The 21,586-nt window shown below is 46.6% G+C and carries 20 protein-coding genes; 12 read left to right on the forward strand and 8 right to left on the reverse strand.

From position 1 onward, the window contains the following. Window positions 1-299: 299 nt before the first annotated feature. The 4 genes from NSQ91_RS02565 to NSQ91_RS02580 form a co-directional block, all read right to left on the reverse strand. Window positions 300-1,280, reverse strand: a complete 981-nt coding sequence (locus tag NSQ91_RS02565) for a polyprenyl synthetase family protein (protein WP_076124510.1) — start codon at window positions 1,278-1,280, stop codon at window positions 300-302. A gap of 16 nt (window positions 1,281-1,296) precedes the next feature. Then, complete coding sequence (locus NSQ91_RS02570) at window positions 1,297-1,746, reverse strand: hypothetical protein (RefSeq protein ID WP_076124508.1); 450 nt, start codon at window positions 1,744-1,746, stop codon at window positions 1,297-1,299. A 245-nt stretch (window positions 1,747-1,991) separates the two neighbouring features. Beyond that, on the reverse strand, window positions 1,992-3,872 hold the full coding sequence (locus NSQ91_RS02575; protein ID WP_076124507.1) for an FAD-dependent oxidoreductase: 1,881 nt from the start codon (window positions 3,870-3,872) through the stop codon (window positions 1,992-1,994). A gap of 48 nt (window positions 3,873-3,920) precedes the next feature. Further along, window positions 3,921-4,814: an FMN-binding protein gene (locus NSQ91_RS02580; protein WP_076124505.1), complete on the reverse strand. Its 894-nt coding sequence runs from the start codon at window positions 4,812-4,814 to the stop codon at window positions 3,921-3,923. Between the two features lie 460 nt (window positions 4,815-5,274). Here NSQ91_RS02580 and NSQ91_RS02585 point away from each other — a divergent pair, with 460 nt between their 5' ends. The 5 genes from NSQ91_RS02585 to NSQ91_RS02605 all read left to right on the forward strand — a co-directional run bounded on the left by NSQ91_RS02585 (window position 5,275) and on the right by NSQ91_RS02605 (window position 9,589). Next, a complete protein-coding gene (locus NSQ91_RS02585) occupies window positions 5,275-5,478 on the forward strand; it encodes a CsbD family protein (protein WP_036682530.1) in 204 nt (67 codons plus the stop codon). Between the two features lie 169 nt (window positions 5,479-5,647). Continuing rightward, window positions 5,648-7,060 (forward strand): ATP-binding protein, encoded by a 1,413-nt coding sequence (locus tag NSQ91_RS02590; protein WP_076179738.1) that lies wholly within the window; start codon window positions 5,648-5,650, stop codon window positions 7,058-7,060. 95 nt (window positions 7,061-7,155) lie between these two features. Next, the gene (locus NSQ91_RS02595; RefSeq protein WP_051491245.1) at window positions 7,156-8,430 is read left to right on the forward strand and encodes an MFS transporter; all 1,275 of its coding nucleotides are present in this window, start codon (window positions 7,156-7,158) and stop codon (window positions 8,428-8,430) included. 19 nt (window positions 8,431-8,449) lie between these two features. Next, the gene (locus NSQ91_RS02600) at window positions 8,450-9,115 is read left to right on the forward strand and encodes an oxidoreductase (RefSeq protein ID WP_076124502.1); all 666 of its coding nucleotides are present in this window, start codon (window positions 8,450-8,452) and stop codon (window positions 9,113-9,115) included. 93 nt (window positions 9,116-9,208) lie between these two features. Further along, the gene (locus tag NSQ91_RS02605) at window positions 9,209-9,589 is read left to right on the forward strand and encodes a RidA family protein (protein WP_036682524.1); all 381 of its coding nucleotides are present in this window, start codon (window positions 9,209-9,211) and stop codon (window positions 9,587-9,589) included. Between the two features lie 95 nt (window positions 9,590-9,684). Here the strand turns inward: NSQ91_RS02605 and NSQ91_RS02610 are convergent, their stop codons facing one another. After that, window positions 9,685-10,452, reverse strand: coding sequence for a TspO/MBR family protein (locus tag NSQ91_RS02610; protein WP_340916314.1), 768 nt, complete (start codon window positions 10,450-10,452; stop codon window positions 9,685-9,687). A 463-nt stretch (window positions 10,453-10,915) separates the two neighbouring features. On the opposite strand from NSQ91_RS02610, the gene NSQ91_RS02615 reads away from it, so the two are divergent. The 3 genes from NSQ91_RS02615 to NSQ91_RS02625 all read left to right on the forward strand — a co-directional run bounded on the left by NSQ91_RS02615 (window position 10,916) and on the right by NSQ91_RS02625 (window position 16,153). Beyond that, window positions 10,916-14,002, forward strand: a complete 3,087-nt coding sequence (locus NSQ91_RS02615; protein ID WP_340916316.1) for a DEAD/DEAH box helicase — start codon at window positions 10,916-10,918, stop codon at window positions 14,000-14,002. 33 nt (window positions 14,003-14,035) lie between these two features. After that, entirely contained in the window at window positions 14,036-14,827 is a 792-nt protein-coding gene (locus NSQ91_RS02620; protein ID WP_076193698.1) for a hypothetical protein, read from the forward strand. Window positions 14,828-14,968: 141 nt separating this feature from the next. Then, on the forward strand, window positions 14,969-16,153 hold the full coding sequence (locus NSQ91_RS02625; RefSeq protein ID WP_076304345.1) for a WD40/YVTN/BNR-like repeat-containing protein: 1,185 nt from the start codon (window positions 14,969-14,971) through the stop codon (window positions 16,151-16,153). Window positions 16,154-16,483: 330 nt separating this feature from the next. Here NSQ91_RS02625 and NSQ91_RS02630 read toward each other — a convergent pair whose 3' ends face one another. Then, complete coding sequence (locus tag NSQ91_RS02630; RefSeq protein WP_051491247.1) at window positions 16,484-17,173, reverse strand: GTP pyrophosphokinase; 690 nt, start codon at window positions 17,171-17,173, stop codon at window positions 16,484-16,486. 243 nt (window positions 17,174-17,416) lie between these two features. Here NSQ91_RS02630 and NSQ91_RS02635 point away from each other — a divergent pair, with 243 nt between their 5' ends. The 4 genes from NSQ91_RS02635 to NSQ91_RS02650 are packed head-to-tail and all read left to right on the forward strand — an operon-like array spanning window position 17,417 to window position 20,031. Continuing rightward, the gene (locus tag NSQ91_RS02635; RefSeq protein WP_076124493.1) at window positions 17,417-18,208 is read left to right on the forward strand and encodes a zinc ribbon domain-containing protein; all 792 of its coding nucleotides are present in this window, start codon (window positions 17,417-17,419) and stop codon (window positions 18,206-18,208) included. Between the two features lie 40 nt (window positions 18,209-18,248). Then, window positions 18,249-19,067: a TrmB family transcriptional regulator gene (locus tag NSQ91_RS02640; RefSeq protein ID WP_076124492.1), complete on the forward strand. Its 819-nt coding sequence runs from the start codon at window positions 18,249-18,251 to the stop codon at window positions 19,065-19,067. 25 nt (window positions 19,068-19,092) lie between these two features. Continuing rightward, window positions 19,093-19,395 carry a hypothetical protein gene (locus NSQ91_RS02645; protein WP_038568522.1) on the forward strand — a complete coding sequence of 101 codons (303 nt, stop codon included), beginning with the start codon at window positions 19,093-19,095 and terminating at the stop codon, window positions 19,393-19,395. 42 nt (window positions 19,396-19,437) lie between these two features. Beyond that, complete coding sequence (locus tag NSQ91_RS02650) at window positions 19,438-20,031, forward strand: xanthine phosphoribosyltransferase (protein ID WP_076101352.1); 594 nt, start codon at window positions 19,438-19,440, stop codon at window positions 20,029-20,031. A 113-nt stretch (window positions 20,032-20,144) separates the two neighbouring features. On the opposite strand, the gene NSQ91_RS02655 is transcribed toward NSQ91_RS02650, so the two are convergent. Together NSQ91_RS02655 and NSQ91_RS02660 are read right to left on the reverse strand one after the other, a co-directional pair. Then, window positions 20,145-21,101, reverse strand: a complete 957-nt coding sequence (locus tag NSQ91_RS02655; RefSeq protein WP_076304346.1) for a diacylglycerol/lipid kinase family protein — start codon at window positions 21,099-21,101, stop codon at window positions 20,145-20,147. A gap of 110 nt (window positions 21,102-21,211) precedes the next feature. Further along, the gene (locus NSQ91_RS02660; protein ID WP_036682511.1) at window positions 21,212-21,550 is read right to left on the reverse strand and encodes a DUF4870 domain-containing protein; all 339 of its coding nucleotides are present in this window, start codon (window positions 21,548-21,550) and stop codon (window positions 21,212-21,214) included. Window positions 21,551-21,586: the final 36 nt, after the last annotated feature.

Below are 21,586 nucleotides of genomic sequence, written 5' to 3' on the forward strand. Positions count from 1 at the left end.
ACTCTTAAAAGCATGCTAAAGTGGACTTTATTAGGGAGCAATTCCCTAATATCGTGCTTTTCGAACGATTATTAGCTAATTTTAGGGAGGTTTTCCCTAATTATATCCGATGGAGTAGAATGACTGAATTAGCTCATGTGCGCTACGCTGCGTTTGCGTGTTTAGCTTGTCCTGTTGAAGCGGAAAAATAGCAGTTGAATTGCGACAAGATCAATAAAATGATGTGTCTAAATCAAAAAAAACGGATACCCCCAAGTGAATGGGAGGTATCCGTTTTTATTTGTACTAGATCGTACGCTTTAGCGATCACGGTCCGCAAAATATTGCAGCAACGTTTCCAGATCAGCATGCGCAGGGTAGGAGGAGAGCTGCTGCACAATAGCTGCAGCTTTATCCAGATAGTTCTGGCTGACCCGTTCAGCGCGAGCGAGGGCATCGCTATTGTTAATTAGGGTGAGCACATGTGCTACTTCAGCGTCGGAAGAATCCGGGCCGATTGCACGGATCACAGGCGAGAGCTTAGGGTCCTGCAAGGCGTACAGCACTGGCAGGGTGACCTGACCATGTCGCAGGTCGCTACCGGCAGGTTTGCCTAGGACATCGGCGGACTGTGTGAAATCTAGCAGGTCATCTTGTATCTGAAAGGACATCCCTAAGGCTTCTCCAAAATTATAAAGGAGATTGGCAACTTCTTCGGTGCTTTCAGTGGACAGTGCACCAACCCGTAAGCAGGTTGCCATAAGAAGAGCGGTTTTGTTTAAGGATTTCTCCAAATACTGATCCATTGTAATTTCATAATCAAAAGCATGTTCCATTTGCTGATATTCACCCAGACACAGCTGAGCGGTGGCTACAGAGGATAAGTCATGAACGTATCTGTTTTTATCTCCTGTATATTTGCTCAGCAGCTCGATGACCCGAGCGGACATGTAATTACCAACATGTACTGCTGACAATGTCCCCGTCTTAATATGTAAGGCGGGTACGCCCCGCCGTAACTCAGAACGGTCAATGATATCATCATGAATTAATGAGGCGGCATGAATAAATTCAGCAGCAGCAGCTAATTGAAGCGCTCTGCGACCGGTATCCTTACGGCCAAACCGACTGCCAACAATGACCATGAGGGGACGAAGGCGTTTACCACCGGAATTTATAAGCTCTAGAACACTTTGCGCGAGCTGAGATTTCTTAGGTACATCTTTATCACGCGTCACAAGGTTTACGATTTCGCGGTTGATTTCATTTATGTCTATATTTAAGGCCTCATGCAGCTTCATTTATGGATCCCACCTGTCAAATGGCTTTGCTTGTGCGACTACGCTGTCTGCACTCTTGAATCAAGAACTCTTCGATTCCAGTAGCTGGATCATGTTCCGCGAAGTCTCCATTTGACCGTCTAATCTGCATTTTTTTGATCGAAGGAGCTAGATAAGCAACTAAGTCGAGCTCACGGCATTTCACCGCAAACTGCAGGTAAAAGCTATACAAATAATCTCCATCCAAAATGTTGCGTGTAAGGTCGGGATGATGTGGGATACATTCCATATGGCGCTCTGCTGCCAAAGTGAGAATAGTGTAAATACCCAGCAAATTGACTTTGCGGCTGTATTCCAGATCATGGCGTTCCAGTACCGAGATTAGCTGTTCACATGCAGCCGGAGAGGGCTGAAGCTCAATTCCGGCAATAGGTGACATTTCAGTATGCAACAACCGGAGGGTATCTTCTATGAGTTGTTTGTTCACAAGATTCTCTCCTTCTTGTCGGTTTTGCCGGAAGAAACCATACCCCGATCATCCCTACAAAACCATTCATTCAAGAAAAAACCACCATTTCCTAGGATTAGGAAGGTTATTTTCTTCTTGTAAATAAGGAGAGTAATGTGTCCTAGGGACACATTACTCTGAAGTATATCCATATTTAACCCTAATAAAATACAATTTGTACATATGTTCTATATGATAAATTACACAAATTCAGGGTTTTATTATCAGTCGGTGTATAGATACCATCGTCTGACGAGCGGAATTCTCTTCCACTGTTTCTTAAGCCAAGGAAGTACATAGTAGTCTAGACCAAGTGTGCTTCCCGATCCGCCGATGCAGGCAATACCAGCAGCAACGTACCATAACATTTCTGTCGAGGCCATTTTGGTTGACCAAATCATGACCGACATGCCTACGGTCGCTATAGAAGCAAGTGCTGTGAAGAGACCAACGATGAGCATAATACCGAAGACGATTTCTGCACATACCATACCGATTTGGAACCATTTCGCGAGGAAAGTATAACTTCCGTCGTTGTTGTAGAACATCAAATCCATGAACCAGTTTGTAATGTTGTATACGAAGTTAGGTACAGGCAACGCTTCAACTGCTTCTTTTGCAGTGGATACTGCTGAAGCTGCAGATTGTGCATCTACGGTGTCTTTAACTGCATCTACTGCAACACTGGCTGCTGATGAAGCATCCGTTGCAAAAGGAGCAGCTGGAATCAAGAAAATCTTATCTGGATCTTTCCAAATCTTTTGGATCTTCTCAATACCTTCGTATAACCACATACCCCCAAGTAGAACACGAAGTGGAACGAGCCAGAAATTAGGTGAACGTTTGGAGAAGTGACCACCCAAGAAGCTCTTGCGGTTCTCAACATGGAAGAATTCATGCATCATATATGTCCATACTTTATTGAATCCGACAACCTGAGACAGGTAGAACATATTAATAAAGTGTTTGGATAGCATTGCCATGAATCCAGTAAGCATAAAGAACTTACCTGGCAGACCAACGTTAGCTACGCCGTAGCGGCTACCAATGGAGACCATTGTACCGTGGAAACCTGGTTTGTAAGCTTTTTTAGCAGTGTTCTGAATGTCGGCGGCAATGTTGCCAGCAACAATCGGAGCGGCTTGTTCAGCGTTCTCAACCATTTGTGGTACAGGACGAGTTTCACCTTCAGGAATGTAGAAAATGTTGTCCCCTACTACGTAGACGTTCTTATGATCTACACTTTCCAGGTTCTCATTCGTAACAATCCGTTTGCGGCCTTGTTGTTGAACTTCAAGTCCACCAACGATTTCGGAGCCTTCAACACCAGCAGTCCAAACAATTGTTTGGGAATCGACGACGTTTTTCTCACCAAGGGCAACACTACCATTGCCTACTTCGGTGATTTTAGCGCCAGTAACGATTTCCACGTTCAGCTTACGAAGGCGAGCTTCAGCTTTTTGAATCAGCTTATCTGGAAGGATAGGCAGAATCTTCGGAGCCATATCAGCCACAATCAGTCTTACTTCGGATGGGTCGATAAAGAACTCCTTGCATAATTCCTCGCGTTGTTCAGCCATTTCACCAACCAGCTCGACACCAGTAAAGCCGGCACCGATAATAACGAAGGTCAGCATAGCACGGCGTACAGCTGGATTTTTCTCCATAGCCGCTTTGGTATACATATCGCGGATTTGGCGTTTCAATGCTACCGCATCATCGTAAGACCAGAAGGAGAAGGTGTTTTCTTCTGCTCCTGGAATGCCGAAGAAGGTTGGTTTGCTACCTGTGCCGATTACAAGGTAATCGTAAGCGTAGGTAGCTTTATCGGACTTAAGTTTTCTGCTTTTGAAATCGATATTGCTGATCTCATCAAGAACAACATCTACTTTAAGGCCCGCAAAAATTTTCTTAAGATCGATCTTGATTGAATCCTCTGGAGCACGGTTCGCGGCAACCTCATGCAGCTCAGTCAATAGAGTGTGATATGGATTCCGGTCGATCAGTGTAATTTCAACATCTTTGTTTTTCTTAAATTTCTTTGCCAGTTTCTTAGCCGTGAGTACGCCGCCGTAGCCGCCGCCCAAAATGACTATTTTCTTCAAGAGAAATTCACCTCATTCGTCTGATTAGCTGCAGAAGGTCCTGCGAAATTATTTCGCGCCTTCGAGTGCTTTTTCTGCAAGTGTAAAATATTCACCAACATGAATACTCACGCCGGAAATTGCATCAGTTTTGCCTTCAGCATCAAGCGTTGGAGCAGTACCTTTGTTTTCAAGGAAGTATTTTTCAGCCAAAGCGATTTCTTCATGCCATTCAGCAGAAGCGCCGCCAGCTTTCATACCATATTTACCATCAACGGAGAATTGCTTCTTGTCATCGCCAGCAGCATTCAAACCACTGAATTTAACAGCTACAACATTACCGTTAGCAACAGTCAGGTCAACAGTGGATTTCCAACCGGATTCAGCGTCCATTTCGCCTTCAGCATGGTATCCTCCGTCTTTATATTGACCAGCTTCTACTGGACCAGCAGCAAGAGCAGCTTGAGCAGCTTTTACAAAGTCAGATACGTGTACGGATACACCAGAGATGGCATCAGTTTTCCCCTCAGCATCAAAAGTTATAGCTGCTGGATCTTGTTTTTCGATCAGGAATTCTTCAGCTTTAGCTGCTTGCTCGTGCCATTCAGAAGAAGCACCGCCAGCTTTCATGCCATATTTACCATCTTCGGAAACTTTTTTCTTCAGGTCGCCTGCAGTGTTAACGTTAAAGGCATCCCAGTCAGCTTTAGTGATCTTTCCACCTTCTACAGTTAAGAGTGCGAAATATTGCCAGCCAGTTTTAGCATCAACGTCAGCAGTACCGTAGTAAACTCCGTCTTTGTACTGTCCAGCTTCAGTTCCAGCGTTACCGGAATTTGTTGCAGGAGCAGTTGTTTCAGCTGGTGCGTTAGTAGGGGCTGCGGCGTTGTCTGTGTTGTTACCACAACCTGCGAGCAATCCAAGGATAAGTGCGCTCGACAAGATAACAGAAGCTTTTTTCATTTCAAATGACCTCCAAAAATATAGTTTAAAATATATATATTAAAATGTAAAACATTTTAATAGTCGAGCGAAGTGATAAAAATCACTTTATAAATGATATTTGTCACTTTAATCTCATACCTTATTACCCGTTTGTAACAGTATCATGACTTATATCGGCATACATTAGGAAAAAATTTAATGATGTTGTTTTATCTCCGATGGCATTCTAGCACATGGACTAGGAAAACATTTGTGAAATAAATCACTTAAAAAATTAAATATTTAATTTATATCTGGATTATATCAAATTTTAAAAGATTTGAATACATAAATTAAAAAATATATGTGACAGAATACGACTTAATTTGCTAATGCCATGAATGGCGGAAAGATTCATAGCGAATGGGGAAGGGTAAGTAAAGGTAACACGGGATAACGATCCTACCCTAATTAATTCAGCTAAGGAGATGAGCTTATAATGGACAACAATGTATTTAAAGGGAAATGGAAACAGCTCAAAGGCGAGGCCAAGAAGCAATGGGGCAAGCTTACAGATGATGATCTTGACGTAATTGATGGTGAAAAGGATAAATTAGTAGGTAAACTACAAGAACGTTATGGACACACGAAAGAAGACGCGGAAAAAGAGTACCAAACTTGGGGACGATCCTACCGCGATTAATTCGTTACTAATGACGTCTATAATAAAATTCCAGAAGAAGAGCGCAAATCGCATCTGATTTGCGCTCTTCTTCTGCGTCCGTGGGCGGTTAGTTATCGAATAGGGCTTTAGTATGGTAGTATTATGAGATGAAAGTTGTAATTTATTTGGCCAAGGTGGGAGTGAATCTATGGGTTATCTTAAAATATTTTTTGGAAACACCGCGATGCTAATAGCTGTAGCCTATTTGGCTAATCTTATATATAAAAGTACCATTTCAAATGCAAGTGTAAGAATAAAGAAAGTAAGCTGGGTATTACTAGCCATCTTTGCCGGGTGGATTAGTACTCTTTTTGGATATAGGCTGGATGAGCATGTGATTTTTGATTTACGTTTTGTGCCACTTATTATTTCAACGCTGGCTTATCCGCATCCTTTCATTCTTGTTTTGATTGGTATAGGAACAGGTCTTACACGGTTAACTTTTGGAGTAAATGAGGCAGCAATGGCTGGTACAATTAATTTGTCCATTCTAGGATTTGTTTGTGCTGCGCTTAGCTACTGGGTCAGACGATCTAGCTTATGCATAGTGAACAAAGGTTTGATCGTGATTCTAGTCGTAAATGTAATGAATGCAATCAACATTATGGTGTTTGGTGTGATTCCCGCCCCAGAGTACATAAGAGAGATTATGCCGATTACTTTCCCTGCAGGGTTGATTCTAAGTGTTCTATTCTCCTTAATTATTCGTGACTTTCAATTAGGACTCTTACGGAATGTGCAGATTCAGCGTGCTAATGAACAACTGTCCGCCCAGACGGAGGAGCTGCATAAGAATAAGATAGCGCTTGAAGAACGTGCCGATCAGTTAATGATGGCTTCGCAATTTAAATCCGAATTTCTGGCCAATATGTCTCATGAGCTTCGAACACCACTGAATAGCATCATTAATTTATCGCAATTAATTGAAGACAATGATAATTCTCTTACGGAAGCAGAAATGAGTGAGTATGCAGCCATTATCCGCCGTTCTGGTGAAGAATTATTGATGATAATTGGCGATATATTAGATCTCTCCAAAGTGGAAGCAGGTCGATTAGATATTATAAATGAAGATTTAAGTGTTATTGAGATCCCAGAGATCCTGGCTATGCAATTCGCTGTCACGGCTAAACAAAAGGAATTGGAATTTACTATTGCTATGGAAGAAAATATCCCGCAAATGATTCATTCCGATCCACAGCGGATTCAGCAGATCCTGCGTAATTTGCTCTCTAATGCTTTTAAATTTACAAAGTCTGGCCATGTCGCACTCCGTATTCGTCAAGAGGAACGTGGGGAAAGAGCTATTGTGAAGCATTGGATTGTATTTGAGGTAGAAGATAGTGGGATAGGTATTGCACCAGAGAAGCATGCCATGATCTTTGAAGCCTTCCAACAGGCGGATAGAACAATTAGTCGAAAATATGGCGGAACAGGATTAGGACTTTCTATTAGTAATGATTTGGCCAGACTGCTCGGAGGGTTCATTACTTTAGAAAGTGAGGAGGGTAAAGGGAGTCGTTTTTCGCTTTATTTACCCCTCGAATTCATAGAAGAGTAAGCTCCAATATTATTTGTTAATTTGGCGTATTGACAGTAGATTGATGCGGAGTAGAATGAAGCAAATGCCGCATCAAAGGAGTGTTACCCCTTTCTATGAACAACATGGAAACTAAGCACACAGTTACTAGTTCAAAGCGTGTCCGTAAAACCTCAGTACATCGCAGGAATTTGCGCATTGCTACCTGGGAAGGTGTGCCATCGACCATTTTCCAGGTCCTGCTGCAAGGGCAGTTTCTAACAGGATTCCTGCTATATTTAGGAGCCACTTCAAGTCAAATTGGATTTGTGCTAGCGCTTACCACTTTGGTTAACGTGATGCAGATCGGGGTAGCTTTTTTGATTCAGAAGCTGCCAAGCCGCAAATGGGCTATGGTTACTTTTATCGGCCTGCATAGGATACTTTGGAGTTCTACGGGGCTAATTCCGTTTATTTTTCCTAAAGAGTATTGGGTCATGGCTTTTATAGCCTTATATACTACTGCTTTTATTGCCAATACGGCGGGTGGTGTGCTGTGGAGCTCTGTGATCAGCGATCTTGTTCCGGCACGTGTGCGTGGACGCTATTTTGGGATTCGTAATACGTTCCTGAATGCACTCGGTAGTCTGGTAATGTATGGTGGGGGTATCGTTTTGGATCGTTATCCCGGGAGCCATGGCTTTTTGATTCTTTATATTGTTGTGTGGATCTTCGCGATCTCTAACGTCGTTGTATTCTTTTTTTATCCCGACGTGCCTTTCGAGAAATCGGAAGAACATAAATTTTTACCGATGTTTAAGAAACCGCTTAAAGATACTTTATTTATGAAGTCTACTTTGTTTCTGGCCGCCTGGTTGCTGCTGCAGAATTTAACTGTTCCGCTATACTCGTATGTCATGTTGCAGTTACTTCATATAAATTATGAAACGTTATCACTGCTTAATGTGTCCCAGACTCTTTTTATGATGGCTAGTTTCTACGTTTGGGGTAATCTAAATGCAAAATATAGCAATAAACGTCTGTTGTTCTTTACGTTGCCGATTATTGCCTTGTCCTCGTTGATGTGGGGACTCTTGTCTGTGTTGCCGATGCTGTTGGTGTTGTTTGCCGCTCATATTGTTTTTGGTGTAGGTGTAGGCGGTTTCAACCAGCTGGCCTTTAATTTTATTATTGGAGACACGCCGAAAAAAGAACGGCCTATGTATATGGCGACCTATGCGGCGCTTACGGGTTTATCATCCTTTTTTGGTCCGCTTATTGGGGGACAGCTGTATGAAAAAATTGCCCACTGGCCGCAATGGACCCAAGTATACGGTATGCAGTTGGTAGTGGGAACGCTTATGATCGCTCTTGCCTTCCTGCTGGGCCGTCGTATTCTAAAGGACGAATAGAAGTAAAGGGGACTATTCCATGTTAAGGATTGCGTTGGTATTAGGGGCTACTGGATTAGTAGGGAAAGCGGTTACGGAGGAATTGCTGAATCGTGAAGGATGGGGTGAGGTGAGAGTGCTTGTACGGACTCCATTAGCTTTAGAACATCCTAAGCTTAAGCAAATCGTTGTGGATTGGGAGAGCCTGGCGGAGTATAGCGATTCGTTCGAAGGCGTTCATTCCATCTTCTGTTGCCTCGGGACTACGATCAAGAAGGCAGGTTCACAAGAGCAGTTCGAACGTGTCGATCTGGATTATCCGCTTGCAGCTGCTGCTATTGCGAGAGATCACGGTGTTAAACAGTTCTTGGTTGTTTCATCCATGGGGGCAGATGCCAAATCGCGCAATTTCTACAGTCGGACTAAGGGGAGAGCAGAGGAAGCGTTAAGCAAAATCGGTTTTCAAGGGCTGCATTTGTTTCGGCCATCCTTGCTGCTGGGTCATCGTGAGGAATTCAGACTGGGAGAACGCGTCGCGGCTAGATTGATGAAAGCACTGGAGTTTGTGATGGTTGGCAAAGCGGCTAAATATCGTGCCATACCTGGTGTAACTGTGGCGAGAGCTATGGTTAACATTGCCTCTGCTGACACGCATGGTTTGCATATCTACACGAATGAAGTAATACATGTGATTGGAAAACGTTAAGTTTTTCGGGCTGCTAATAAATTTGCATTACGGTGAGAACAGGACTTACAATGGACAATAAATGATCAGCGTTTAATGGAGAGGGGTAACAAGATGAGTAAAAAACAAGTAGCTACTACAAAAGCACCAGGAGCCATTGGTCCTTATAGTCAAGCCATTACCACCGGTAGTTGGGTATACACTTCAGGACAACTGGGCCTTAATCCCGAGACAGGGAATTTGGCTGAGGGCGTTCAGGAACAAGCTCGTCAAGCACTTAGCAATGTACAAGCTATTCTTGAGGAAGCTGGTGCATCACTGGATCATGTAGTGAAGACCACCGTATTCCTAAAAGATATGAATGATTTTGCAGCAGTTAACGAGGTTTACAGCACTTTCTTTAAAGAACCTTATCCTGCCCGCAGTGCCATTGAGGTTGCTCGACTTCCCAAAGACGGACTTGTTGAGATCGAAGCGGTAGCACGTAAGAAATAAATATGATTTCGCACTTCTAGATTATTCTACAAAAAAAAGGCGGGTTAAGGAGGATCACCTTCTTAGCCTGCCTTTTTATATTATCAAGAGGACAATCAGTATCTGCTGTATCTTCTGCGGCGTGGTGTGAGCAATAGCCAAATGCTGTAGAGCAGCAGAAGACCTGCCGTTACTGTGCCCGTTACCAAGACTGCATTAGCTTCTCTATGTTCCAAGGCGATCGCGATGAAAGCCCATACGAAGACCAGAGGATAGATGCTGTCTCGGTTAGGATAGCTGACTAACACCGCAAGCAGTGTCCCCACGCAGAGCATGATCACGGCCCAGGTTATCCCGCTAAGTCCAAACCCATCCCAATGATTTTTCTCCAGAACAACGCTAACATTCACGATAGTCGCCACAGAGATCCAGCCAAGGTATATACTAAAGGGTAGCTTGATCAGCCATTTCTCACCTGAAGTAGGATTTGCGATCTGGCGCGTTCGGCGATAGATAACAATGATGGAAATTAACATTAACACCATGGCAATCAAAGAAAGCTCGATATATAAATACTGCCAGAGGAAAAGCCAGCTCATATTAAAAACACAGCTCAGGATAAACCAGAACGAAATAGCTCGTACAGAATCCCTAGAACTTGTATAGGAGCGGAATTGATAAATAACGAAACCGGCTAACAAGAGGTAGATCAGCGACCAAATGGAGAATGCGTAGCCAGCAGGAGTCATGTAAGTCTTATATTTGTCAGAGATTTCTCCTGTACTGTTTCCGCCCAAAGGCAAGGTTACCGCCAGCACATTTACGATAATTACACCCACAAAGAATACGAGGTTCCACCATTTATAAGGATTATAACGTCTCAAATAATTCACTCCCTAGCTTTTTTAATAGGGTGTTGCTTATTTAGAATATACCCCTTTTTGGCCTAATTAAGACTATAAAAAGAAAAGAAGTGACTAGTGAGTCATAACATTCTTGGATAGCAGGGCAGTAGTGCGGGGTATTTTAAATGAATCAAATTACTGGGTGTTTCTATATCCTTCAACTTTATTTCATAAAAATCTACAGAAAATATGCAGAAATGTTTTTAAATCAGCGCTTTTTCGTATAAGATGAAGAGATGAAGATTCAAGAAAATATAAGTTTTGTCCTAGTTCTTTATCCTTATATTTACCGCAGGACCGCATTCCCTCTCTAAAAGAGGAAGAAGCGACTTCTACTTGTATAGCTTCAAAATTTATTTCTCGCGGAAAAGGTTGCAGTTACCCTTCCTGATGGTATGGGGCTGGTTCTTTTTTTGCTTGCTTAAAAGACAGGAGATCACCGATGACTAAGCATCTGTATGCAATATGGTTAGGGGACGTTTTATTTTGCTTCTCTGGCGAAACTTCGGAGCCGAAGGTTGACGCTTGGACTCGCGTAGTGAAGCGGATGGAGCTACAGGGAGGAGTGCGTCCTTTTGCAACTGCTGCTCTGCGTCTGGCAGAAGTGAAATATCCGGCTCCCCCTGTAGAGGGGAAGCCAGCCCGGCGCGGATTGCCCGGACGAACGTTCGAAGGGCTCGCCTTGGTTCCTAGCGATGCATTTCAACTGCTTCTGGCATGGGATGAGACGTTATGCCGAGAACAGGGAGTGGAGCCAGGCGGCGAACTGCGTTACTGGGCAGCAGCGGCACGTTTTGCGCTGGAGCTGATGGGTACTGGCGGGATTACGCCGGGTGCCTTGCCACCACGCCCTGTGGGCTCACGTCGCCGTGGCGGCGAACAGGCGGCGACGGTCTGCTGGTCGCCAGCTTTCCGAAAGCAGGAGGACAAAGAGATCTTTCTGCAGCTGGCAGCATCCATGCCTGTTCTTGCACTAGGAACGCATATCGCAGAGGCAGGGGATTTATCCTCTCGTGATGAGGCTGGAGCATATGTGCTTTACTCCTTTATGCAGGCTGTAATGACTGCTGAGATAAAAAAAGTAATTGCGGGCATTGAAAGTGAGTTAACCCCTTATAAAGCGAATTATCGCCGGGGTTATTCCCCTTTAACTGAACTGTGGTGGAATAGCCTTCTCACGGGAAGCCGAGATATACCCGTGCAAGGAACTCCGGCAGAGGTGACAGACCTTTTGGTCACTGTGAACGAGACCGCTGGCAGCGATGTGCCACATTCAGAACCAGAGGAAGCACGGAGCGGGCAGCTGGGTCTTGGGTTACGGCTGGAGCCGCCAGAAGACAATAATGAAGTGTGGCGGTTAACCTTCTGGGCGGAGAACAAGGAAGAAGGGGAATTCTGGTTTCCCGCCAAATCGATCTGGAGCAGTAAGGAACGAGAGTTTACGTTATGGGGTAAACGCTATCGCAATATCCAGCAGCAGCTGCTTATAGCGCTGGGCCGGGCTGCGAAGATATCGCCGGATATTCAGCGCGCTCTTGCTAAGCCTGCGCCTACGGGGGCGGATTTGGAACCGGAGCGTCTTTATTTCTTTTTGAAGGAGACGGTGCAGCAGCTGCGCGATCGGGGAATAACGGTGCAGATGCCTTCGCGCTGGAGCCGTGAGGGACGCCGCCGCATTGGCATGAAGATGAAAATGCAGCCGGGCGTGAACGGGGGCGATAGTCCGGCGCCCGCAGCTCTGGGTATGGAAGAGTTGATCTCGTTCCGTATTGAGGCCTCGCTTGGAGATAGTACGATTAGTGAGGAAGAATTAAATGCATTAGTAGAGGCCGGTGTACCTTTTGTACGTTTCCGCGGGGAATGGATCGAGATAGATCCTAAAGAAATCCGCCAGGTTCTTAGATATATGAAACGCCATGAAAACGGAGAAATGACTGCCGCGGATTGGATGCGCCTAGAAGCCGAGGATGGTGAGGATCGGCTCTGGAAAGGAATGTCCGTCACTGGGATGGAGACATCCGGGCTGTTGGCATCACTTATGCGCGGAGATGTATTACGTAATCTTCCGGTGCGTCCCGTACCTGAAGGTCTGCATGGAACTTTAAGACCTTATCAGGAGCGGGGTTATCAATGGCTGGCCGAGCTCAGTGGTCTGGGTTTTGGGGTATGTCTCGCCGATGATATGGGTCTAGGTAAAACGGTGCAGGTTATCACCTGCCTGCTGGACCGGGCGTTAAGTGCTCCCCCTGAAGAGAAGCAGGAGCCGGTGCTGATTCTCTGCCCAACTTCGCTTCTTGGCAACTGGCAGCGGGAGCTGCAGCGCTTTGCTCCTTCGCTTAATGTACACATACATCATGGTGGACGCCGTGTTCGGGGAGATAGCTTCTTAGAACTGGCAACCAGTCATGATATCGTACTGACGACCTATCACTTGGCAGGGCGTGACAGCGAGGATTTAGCCAATGTCCAGTGGTCAACAGTAGTGCTGGATGAAGCTCAATATATTAAAAATCACCGGACGAAGCAGGCACAGAGTGTGATGAAATTATCGGCACCGCATCGCATAGCTATGACAGGTACTCCGGTAGAGAACAGACTTGGCGAGTTATGGTCTATTTTCCACTTTTTAAACCCGGGCTATTTAGGAACCTATCATTCCTTCCGGCAGCGTTATGTGTCTGGTGAAGGTGGGGAACGCCTGCGGGAGCTACATCGCTTGGTATCCCCCTTCCTGTTGCGGCGTCTGAAGAGTGACCCGGATATTTCTAAGGATTTACCGGAGAAGCTGGAGCTGAAGTCTTATTGCCCGCTGACCGAGACCCAAGCTGCCCTGTATCAGGGTGTCGTGGATGAAATGCTCGGTGTGATCGGGGAGAGCAGTGGTATGGCTCGCCGTGGACTGGTGTTATCCTCTCTGACGAAGCTGAAGCAGATTTGCGATCATCCTCAGCTATTCCGGAAAGAAGAAGGACGGAGTCCACGCAATGAACATTCCGGTAAAATGGAGGTTATGTTCGAGGTGCTGGACAGTGTCGCTGAAGTTGGCGAATCTGTGTTGATCTTTACGCAATACGTAGCGATGGGTGAGCTGCTGGTGAGCAAGCTTACTAAGCGTTATGGTACATCGCCGCTGTTCCTTCATGGGGGGATTCCAAAACGGGAGCGGGACGAGATGGTGCATGATTTTCAAGAGGGCAAGGGGCCAGCCTTCTTCGTGTTATCTCTTAAAGCGGGCGGAGTAGGTTTGAACCTAACCCGGGCCAATCATGTTATTCATTACGATCGCTGGTGGAATCCGGCAGTGGAGAATCAGGCGACAGACCGGGCTTTCCGAATTGGGCAGGATAAGAACGTACAAGTTCATAAGCTGATTTGCCAAGGAACGCTGGAGGAACGTATTGACGAATTAATTGAGCGGAAGAAAAGCCTTTCGGAGCAGGTTGTTGGTTCTGGTGAAACATGGTTGACCGAGATGTCTAATCATGAACTGAAGGAGCTTATTGAACTGCAGGATCAGGATTGGATGTAAAGAAAGACATGAGCAATACGGAGGGATCGAACAATGAGTGAACTGTTAGAGATGCGGCTGGAAGTTGTGCCTGGATTAGTAAAAGCAGCATGGACGGCTTCGCCCGGGAAAGTGACGGGAGGGTCGCGGGCAAAAGGTGAATGGAATGTCGGTACTTCTGCTGTTCCTCAGGGACAAAGAACGGAGCAACCTCTCTCTCTGAAGGTTCCAGTATGGCATGCTGCCCGTAGAAAAGAAATATTGCGGCGTCTGGCGCTAAGTCCGGATGAGGTATTTGCTTTGCTGCAAGGGAGATTGACGGGTGGGCTGGCGGAACTGGAGCTTCTGCCTACAGATACAGAGCTGGAGCAAGCCCTCTTTGAGGGGGAAGGGTTAGAGAACCAGGCGGAGACTCTGCAGCTTATAAAAGAACGACTTGCTGAAGAGCCGCTGCTGGCGCTTTCTCTGAGAGGATTTACTAAGGGAGAACTCCTGGATGGAATATTTGCCCTTTGGGCTGAAAGTGATATAGCTGCCGATGATTCTGAGACAGAGGCAGCCCCAGCTAGTGAGCTTGCAACAGAATTAGCACGGCTAGAGCGCAAGGGCCCCGCAATTTCTTCTGGGGAATGGCTTGCAGAAGCGGCTGCTGAAGGTTCGCTTCACCAGCCGGGACCGCAGTTCCATGAGATTACGGCTAGGCCATTTCCCTCATCGCCGGTAGTAGCAGCGGTAACGGAAGACTGGGGAGCTTTGCTGCCTCAGACACCTAAGGCTCTAGAAGGCCTAACTTTGATTATGAATCGAGTAGCAGAAGCTGCTGCCCGTCGTGCAAGTAAGGCGTAGTCAAACAGCAGTGGAGTTTAGAGAAGCCGCTTCCTATCTGAGGAGGCGGCTTCTTCTTTGTGTAAAGCTTCTGTAACCTTTTACTATTAAACTCTGTCTATGATTATAGAATAGAAGGAAATGGAAAAAGGAGGGTTTCATTTGAGACTATATGCCGTTTTTGCCCCGATAATCATTGCTGGGTTATTTCTGCAATCCTACATGGTAAATGATAATCTTGGTTTAGATTCGAGTATGGGGATAAATACCGCTGAGCTGAAGACGGATATGAATTCTTTGCAGGGGTATCCTGCTAAATTTAGCATGAATGACATAAAGCATGGGTGGGGAATAGATAAGACTGGATTATGGACTACGAACGATGGAGGAAGTAGTTGGTACCATCCGGACAGCAATATTGTTCCTATTCCACAAGAAACAGGCATCTTTGCCGCAGCAAGCTTTTTCCTGAATGCCACAAATGGCTGGATTATAAGTAGTCATGGTATAGGGCAACCTGTCCTGATCTATCATACCTCTGATCAGGGCCAGACCTGGAAGGAGACAAAACTTCCCGTCACGGAGGATTGGGAGCAAGGATACAGTGGCGGTTTTATTCATTTTATCGATGTGAATAACGGGTATGTGCTGCTGGATTCAGAACCTGGTCTCGGGATGATGGAGAAATCCTTGTATCGCACGGCTGATGGCGGGAACAGCTGGAAGCGAATCGGAAATCTAACGGAGAGTATTAAAGCCTATCCAACAGGGATAACCTTTCAGGATTCCCAGAATGGCTGGATCACCTCCAGCAACCATGGGCAAGAATACATTTTAACATTCAGAACTACGGATGGCGGGAAGAGCTGGAAGCCGGAGCAATTAAAGAAGCCAGCTGCTCTGGCAGCCTTTACTTACAGTAATAGTTATCCGCCTAAATTCTCAGGCAAAGACAATATGAAAGGCATCCTGCCGCTGGAGATCGTTGACGATGGGATTCGAAGTATGGTGTTTTACACAAGTGATAACGGAGGCAGGACATGGAAGCTTGGCCCTCAATTGCTCGGTACTGAGGCAGCGAGAACAACATGGCTGAACGCTCGTGAAGGTTGGGCTTTGCAGGAGGGCGGCAAACTGGTGGCGACTGTCAACGGGGGTGTAAGCTGGAGGTTGATTGCGACATCACAGCTATTCGCGAAGGCAGAAAACATTCAGTTCGTTACGCCGAAAAACGGTTGGTTGGCGGGTCCAGGATTTCTAAAGACCACTACAGATGGCGGCGTTACATGGAAGCCTTTGGTTAAAAGCCTTGAGGCTGAATACAGCGGAACGCCGGGTCATGATTAGCCGTTGGTTGAGGTTTAGGGACTCAGGAGGCGTTATTCACACATTTATCGCCTATCCAGTATGTTTTCGGACTCCAGTGCAGCTATCCTATATAGGAGGGCGCAGATCCGGAGTTTTTTATGCCGTTAGCGACTTTGGGGTCCGTTAGTATGCAAAATGGAGGATTATTTTGCGAATAAGATAGGCTGTGTCCGATAGCACCTTGCTTCGGCGGCAAATGGTAACGATCAAACGGCCTAATCGATTAAAAAGAAGGGGGTGTCCCAGCAGCCATTGTCATGGCTTATGAGACATCCCCTTAATTTTTGAGAAATGTAGAAATATGAAAGCTTAAACCTGCCCGCCGGCAGGGGATTCCCCTTCTGCAAGTTCCAGAATCTCGCGGCGTAGGCGCAGCATTTTTTGATCCAGTTCATCGGCGGCGCGTGCGGCATCCTTCAATTCTTCCGCAACATGCGAAGGAAGCTGCTTATCGAATTTATAATACAGAATATGTTCCATACTTGCCCAGAAGTCCATGGCTAGGGTTCGCAGCTGTATTTCGGCTTTGACCCAGCGTGTTCCTTCCAGCAGGACGAGCGGAATTGCGACGATAAGATGCAGGCTTTGATACCCATTCGGCTTGGGATGGGCTATATAATCTTTGATCTCCAATACGCGAATGTCTTCGCGTGTGCTGAGGTGATCAACCAGACGGTAAATATCTTTAACAAAAGCACATACAATCCGCATACCTGCAATATCGTGAATGTGCTGCTCCATATTTTCCAAGTTGAACTCGAAACCTTTGCGCTCCATCTTTTGAAGGATGCTCTTGGGTTCTTTAATTCGGCATTTAACATGCTCGATGGGACTGAAGCCGTCACGGACCTGCCATTCCGTTTTGATCACATCGATTTTATTCTCAAGATCGTTTAGTGCATGGCGATAGAGTGCTGGCAGAGACTTGAACTCATTGATAAGATTTGTGAAATCCTCGTTATCTTGCCAATGTTGCAGATCCTTAACGTGTACCTGCATCTGTTTTAGCGTAAGCTGTGTGCTGTCATGTTCTTCCACTGAAACTCTCCCAATTTCGTTATTTGTGATTAATTCTATTTTAACCGATGTAGAACCCCTGACGCAAAATAACGTCTGAAATCAGGGAAAATAAGAATTTATAGGAACATTCTCCGCTAAATCGCGTATTAAAGCACATTAATGAATCTGTTCGATACATTTGGTATGATAGAAACACGTATCGCTGGAGAGGGAGGAACTGTAATGAGTTTTATGAAACGAATCAAAGATAGTGCGAGCCGGGTTACCGAAAAAGCACAAAGCTCTGTTGAGATCGGCAAGCTGAACGGGCTTATTTCCGATATTGAACGTGAGATGGAAGTGGAATTCACGAAAATGGGCAGGCTTTTTTATGAAGGGTATCGCTCTAAGGATATGTCTGTAGCTGAAGGCAAAATGGTAGAACTGGCACGGACCTGTTCCAAGCTTCAGGAAAAAATTGAAGTCCAACGCGCAAGAATTGCTGAACTGAAAAATGAACGGTTATGTTCTTGTGGCAATGTTGTGGCGCTCGATGCAAATTTTTGTCCAAAGTGTGGAAGTAAGCTGGAGGAGCTAACCACATCAAGAAAGATTCCGTCACCGCCGGTATTCGTCAAAACTGTGGATGAGGACGAAGAGGATGAGGATCAATACTATGGTGCGGATGAGCTAACGGATGAAGAGAAGGAGATTGCAATGAAGCTCCATCCGCAAAGTGTGGTGTATTCTGAGATCCTGCCTTCAGAGGATGATGAGCTGCCATTGGAGGAATATGCGGCGAACGAACATGACATTGAACGGGATCGCAGACATGCTGATCAGCTGGAACGGGAAAGACAAAGACAGCTTGAGCTGGATCGTCGCATCCGCGATTGGAACGCGAATGAACATCAGGAGGAGACCGCAGTCACCCAGGACAGTGGTGTTCGTGATATGATTAAGTGTCAAATCTGTCGGAATGAATTGCCAAAGGGCTCCTTATGGTGTCCACGTTGTGGATCGGAGCAAATATAGTACAGATATCAGTCAGCTTAGGGCTTAGGGGGACAACAAGATGGAACAGCTGCTGCTGCATCTGCGCAATCTGGGCTTCACGGAGATGGAGTCCAAAATCATGGTCGAGCTTGCGACTAAAGGTCAGGCTTCTGGCTATGAGGTTGCCAAACAGCTCGGAGTTTCAAGATCAAATGTGTATGCGGCGCTTCAGCGCCTAACACAGCAGGGATATGTACGATGTGGTGAAGGAGAGCCTGCGCGGTATAGTGTTCTTAATCCGGAGGAGCTGGCGACGATGATCTCGGGAAGAGTTCAAGCTTCGCTGGCTTATATGGAAAGTGAGATGCCTCGCGGGGGACCTGTTAGTCCTTCTTTTTATAATGTAGAGGGCGACCGCAATGTAATGGGGGCGCTGATTCGCCAGCTTAACATGGCAGAGCAGGAGATTGTAGTGGATATGTGGCGCGAGGAAGCGTCGCTTCTGCGGAGCGAACTTGAACAGGCCGAACTGCGTGGCGTTAGGCTTTTATGGGCTTTTGACGGTGGCAATGCTGCTGCTGCCTCTTACCCAGTATGGCCGTCATTCGGAAAAAATTCGCAGCGGGCGGATGGACGGAAGTTCTCATTTGTGATTGACCGGAGCTGGTGTATGCTGGGGATGCGTTATGATGATGGATCCGCGCAAGCAGTGGTAACAGAGCACCCGGTGTTAGTGGAGCTGCTGTTGAATCATTTTACACAGGAAATGGTCTTGTTCGAGCTGGAGCAGGATATGGGCGCAGAATTAGTAGAGCGTTATGGAGAACGTTACAGCAAAATTCATAGCAAATATGTTATGTATGATCAAGGCGATGATGGGGAAGAACAGGCGCAGTAGTTATTATCATAGGGAGGTGAGAAGCATGGAATGTATCGTTCATTTTGAAGTGGTGCACAATGATGGTCCTAAAAAATTGCGTGGACTGTTGTTTCTGGATAAGGGAGCATCTCCTGGAGAAGCAGAATTAGTCGAAATGTTTAAGGATATGAATTTTAACGTGAGACTGGAAGACCGCGAAAAATTGATTTTTAAACCGGTAAATCCGGGGGATTTCTTGGAGATTCGAATTACGGGTTATGATAACGGTCAGGAAAAGAGCAAGGATGATCATAATTTAAAATCGATCGTTGGAAATTTATTGCCTCAGAAGCCGACAGGTCTGTAATGTGGGGAGAATGGATTCAATGATGGGAGAAGGAGGAGCACTATGGAGCTGTTGAGACAAAAAGTGTTGAAAGAAGGTATTGTACTCGGGCAAGGAGTGCTCAAGGTGGATTCTTTTCTGAATCATCAGATGGACCCCTTCCTGATGCGTGAGGTTGGCCGTGAGTTTATCCGCCGGTTCGCTGGCGAAGAAATTACGAAGGTGCTGACTATAGAATCCTCGGGGATTGCTCCGGGGATTATGACAGCATTAGAGCTGGAGGTTCCGCTGATTTTTGCCCGTAAGCAGAAATCGCTGACGCTGACAGAAGACATTTACGTGGAGAAGGTCTACTCCTTCACGAAGAAAGAAACGAATGAAATTACCGTTTCGAAGAAATTCATTGCTCCCGGAGAACGGGTGCTGATTGTTGATGATTTCTTGGCGAATGGTGAAGCCGCCTTCGGACTTGCCCGTATTGTTGAGCAGGCGGGAGGAAGTGTGGTTGGAATTGGCATTGTTATCGAAAAAGCGTTCCAGCCAGGGAATCGGCTGCTGCAGGAAGCGGGATATCGCGTAGAGTCACTTGTGCGTATTGCTTCACTGGAGGACGGAAGAGTCACTTTCGTGGAAGACGAGGAAGAGCCTCTTGTTTGAGGCTTTTGGAATGCATTCTCAGTCAAAAGCTATAGGATATACAAAACAGCAAGCGAACTGGTAGTGAACCAGTCGCTTGCTGTTTTTTGTGTGTATGGTATGCACGGGTCAGGTTACCCGTTGCTGCCGCATGCCGCTGCAGTGTCGGCGGACAGCTGTGCGCTGTCCGCCGCCAGCGGCGATAGCACCCGCAGCGCCCCCGGCTCGCAGCGAACGGCCAGCGGCCCTTTGCCGAGGCTCTCGCCGTCGCCGATCGCAGGCCGGGCCTCGGCAAAGCCTACAGCTACGCTACGTCCGCGCAGCATAGACACGAAGGGCAACGCCACATGCTTGCCCTTCAGTACCGTGGGGAACAATCGCAGCAGCTGCCCGCGGCTGCACCCATGCACGACGCAGACGTCAAGCTGGCCGTCATCGGCCTTTGCCTGCGGGCAGATCAAAAGCCCGCCGCCGTAGCTGGGCAGGTTGCAGATCGAGACCAGCCATGCCTTCTCGAAGGCGTGCTCCGTACCGTCGCAGACTACGCTTACCCGGCAGGGCTTGAATGTCATCAGCGTATGCAATATGCCGATGATATACGCGAGCTGGCCTGCTCCAATGGCATTGCACAGCCTTTTGTATCGGCTGGCATTCACATTCTCGGCCACTTGAGCATCAAAGCCATTGGCAACGGCTGTTACGGTCAGTCCGTTTGCTCCTGAAAGCAGGTCTGCTTCGATATACCGCTCGCTAAGGGCGGCCTCCAGCGCGGCTTCTATGGAAAGTGGAATGCCAAACCCCCGGGCGGTGTCGTTGCCAGAGCCGGCAGGAATCACGCCCATGGGGATATCTTTGCCGCAAAGTGCACCCAAAATGCTATGGAGCGTGCCGTCACCACCGATTACAATCACGGCTTTCCAATCCTCGCGATGCTTTAGTGTATTTAAAACAAGGGCTTCTGCACCCTCTACGCTGTGCGTAAACAAGGACATGAAGGGCAGCGAACGCTCCTTCATGAGCGCCTCTACAGTATGCCAGGTCCGGCCGCCTGCTCCCCCGCCGGAACGCGGGTTTATGATAAATAGATACATATGATTTCCTCCAGCCTGTAGAATTCCATTGATGCCCTTTCTACATTGTAAGGAGTGGATGGGCAAAAGGGAATACTTTTCAGCGATCAGAGGGGCCGCTTTTTGGGGGATTACAGATGGCGAATCTGACTTTCTGCGATATCACCTGCCCAAGGGAGTTTATACCACCTGCCACTTAAGGCATGGTAGATCATTAACAGCCACACCCCAAAGCTGCAAAGAGAGACGAGGGCACTCATCAAGGGACCGAGGAATGGGACCAATCCGGTTAGAACGTGGAGGATCATCAGCACCCCGAAGGTAATCAGTGATTGCAGCGAATGGAACAGCACAAAGCGGCTGCGTTTCTCCAATGCGAGAAAGACGACGCCGCCGAGAAAAGGGAAAAAGTAACACAACGCACCCGCTATATTATCTGGCAATCCGGTGGATGATTTAAAAGGGGACAATGGGCTCACTCTCCTTCTGCTTGGAGAAGAAGGGGC

The organism is Paenibacillus sp. FSL R7-0048 (assembly GCF_038004505.1).
Classification (GTDB): Bacteria; Bacillota; Bacilli; order Paenibacillales; family Paenibacillaceae; genus Paenibacillus_AQ; species Paenibacillus_AQ odorifer.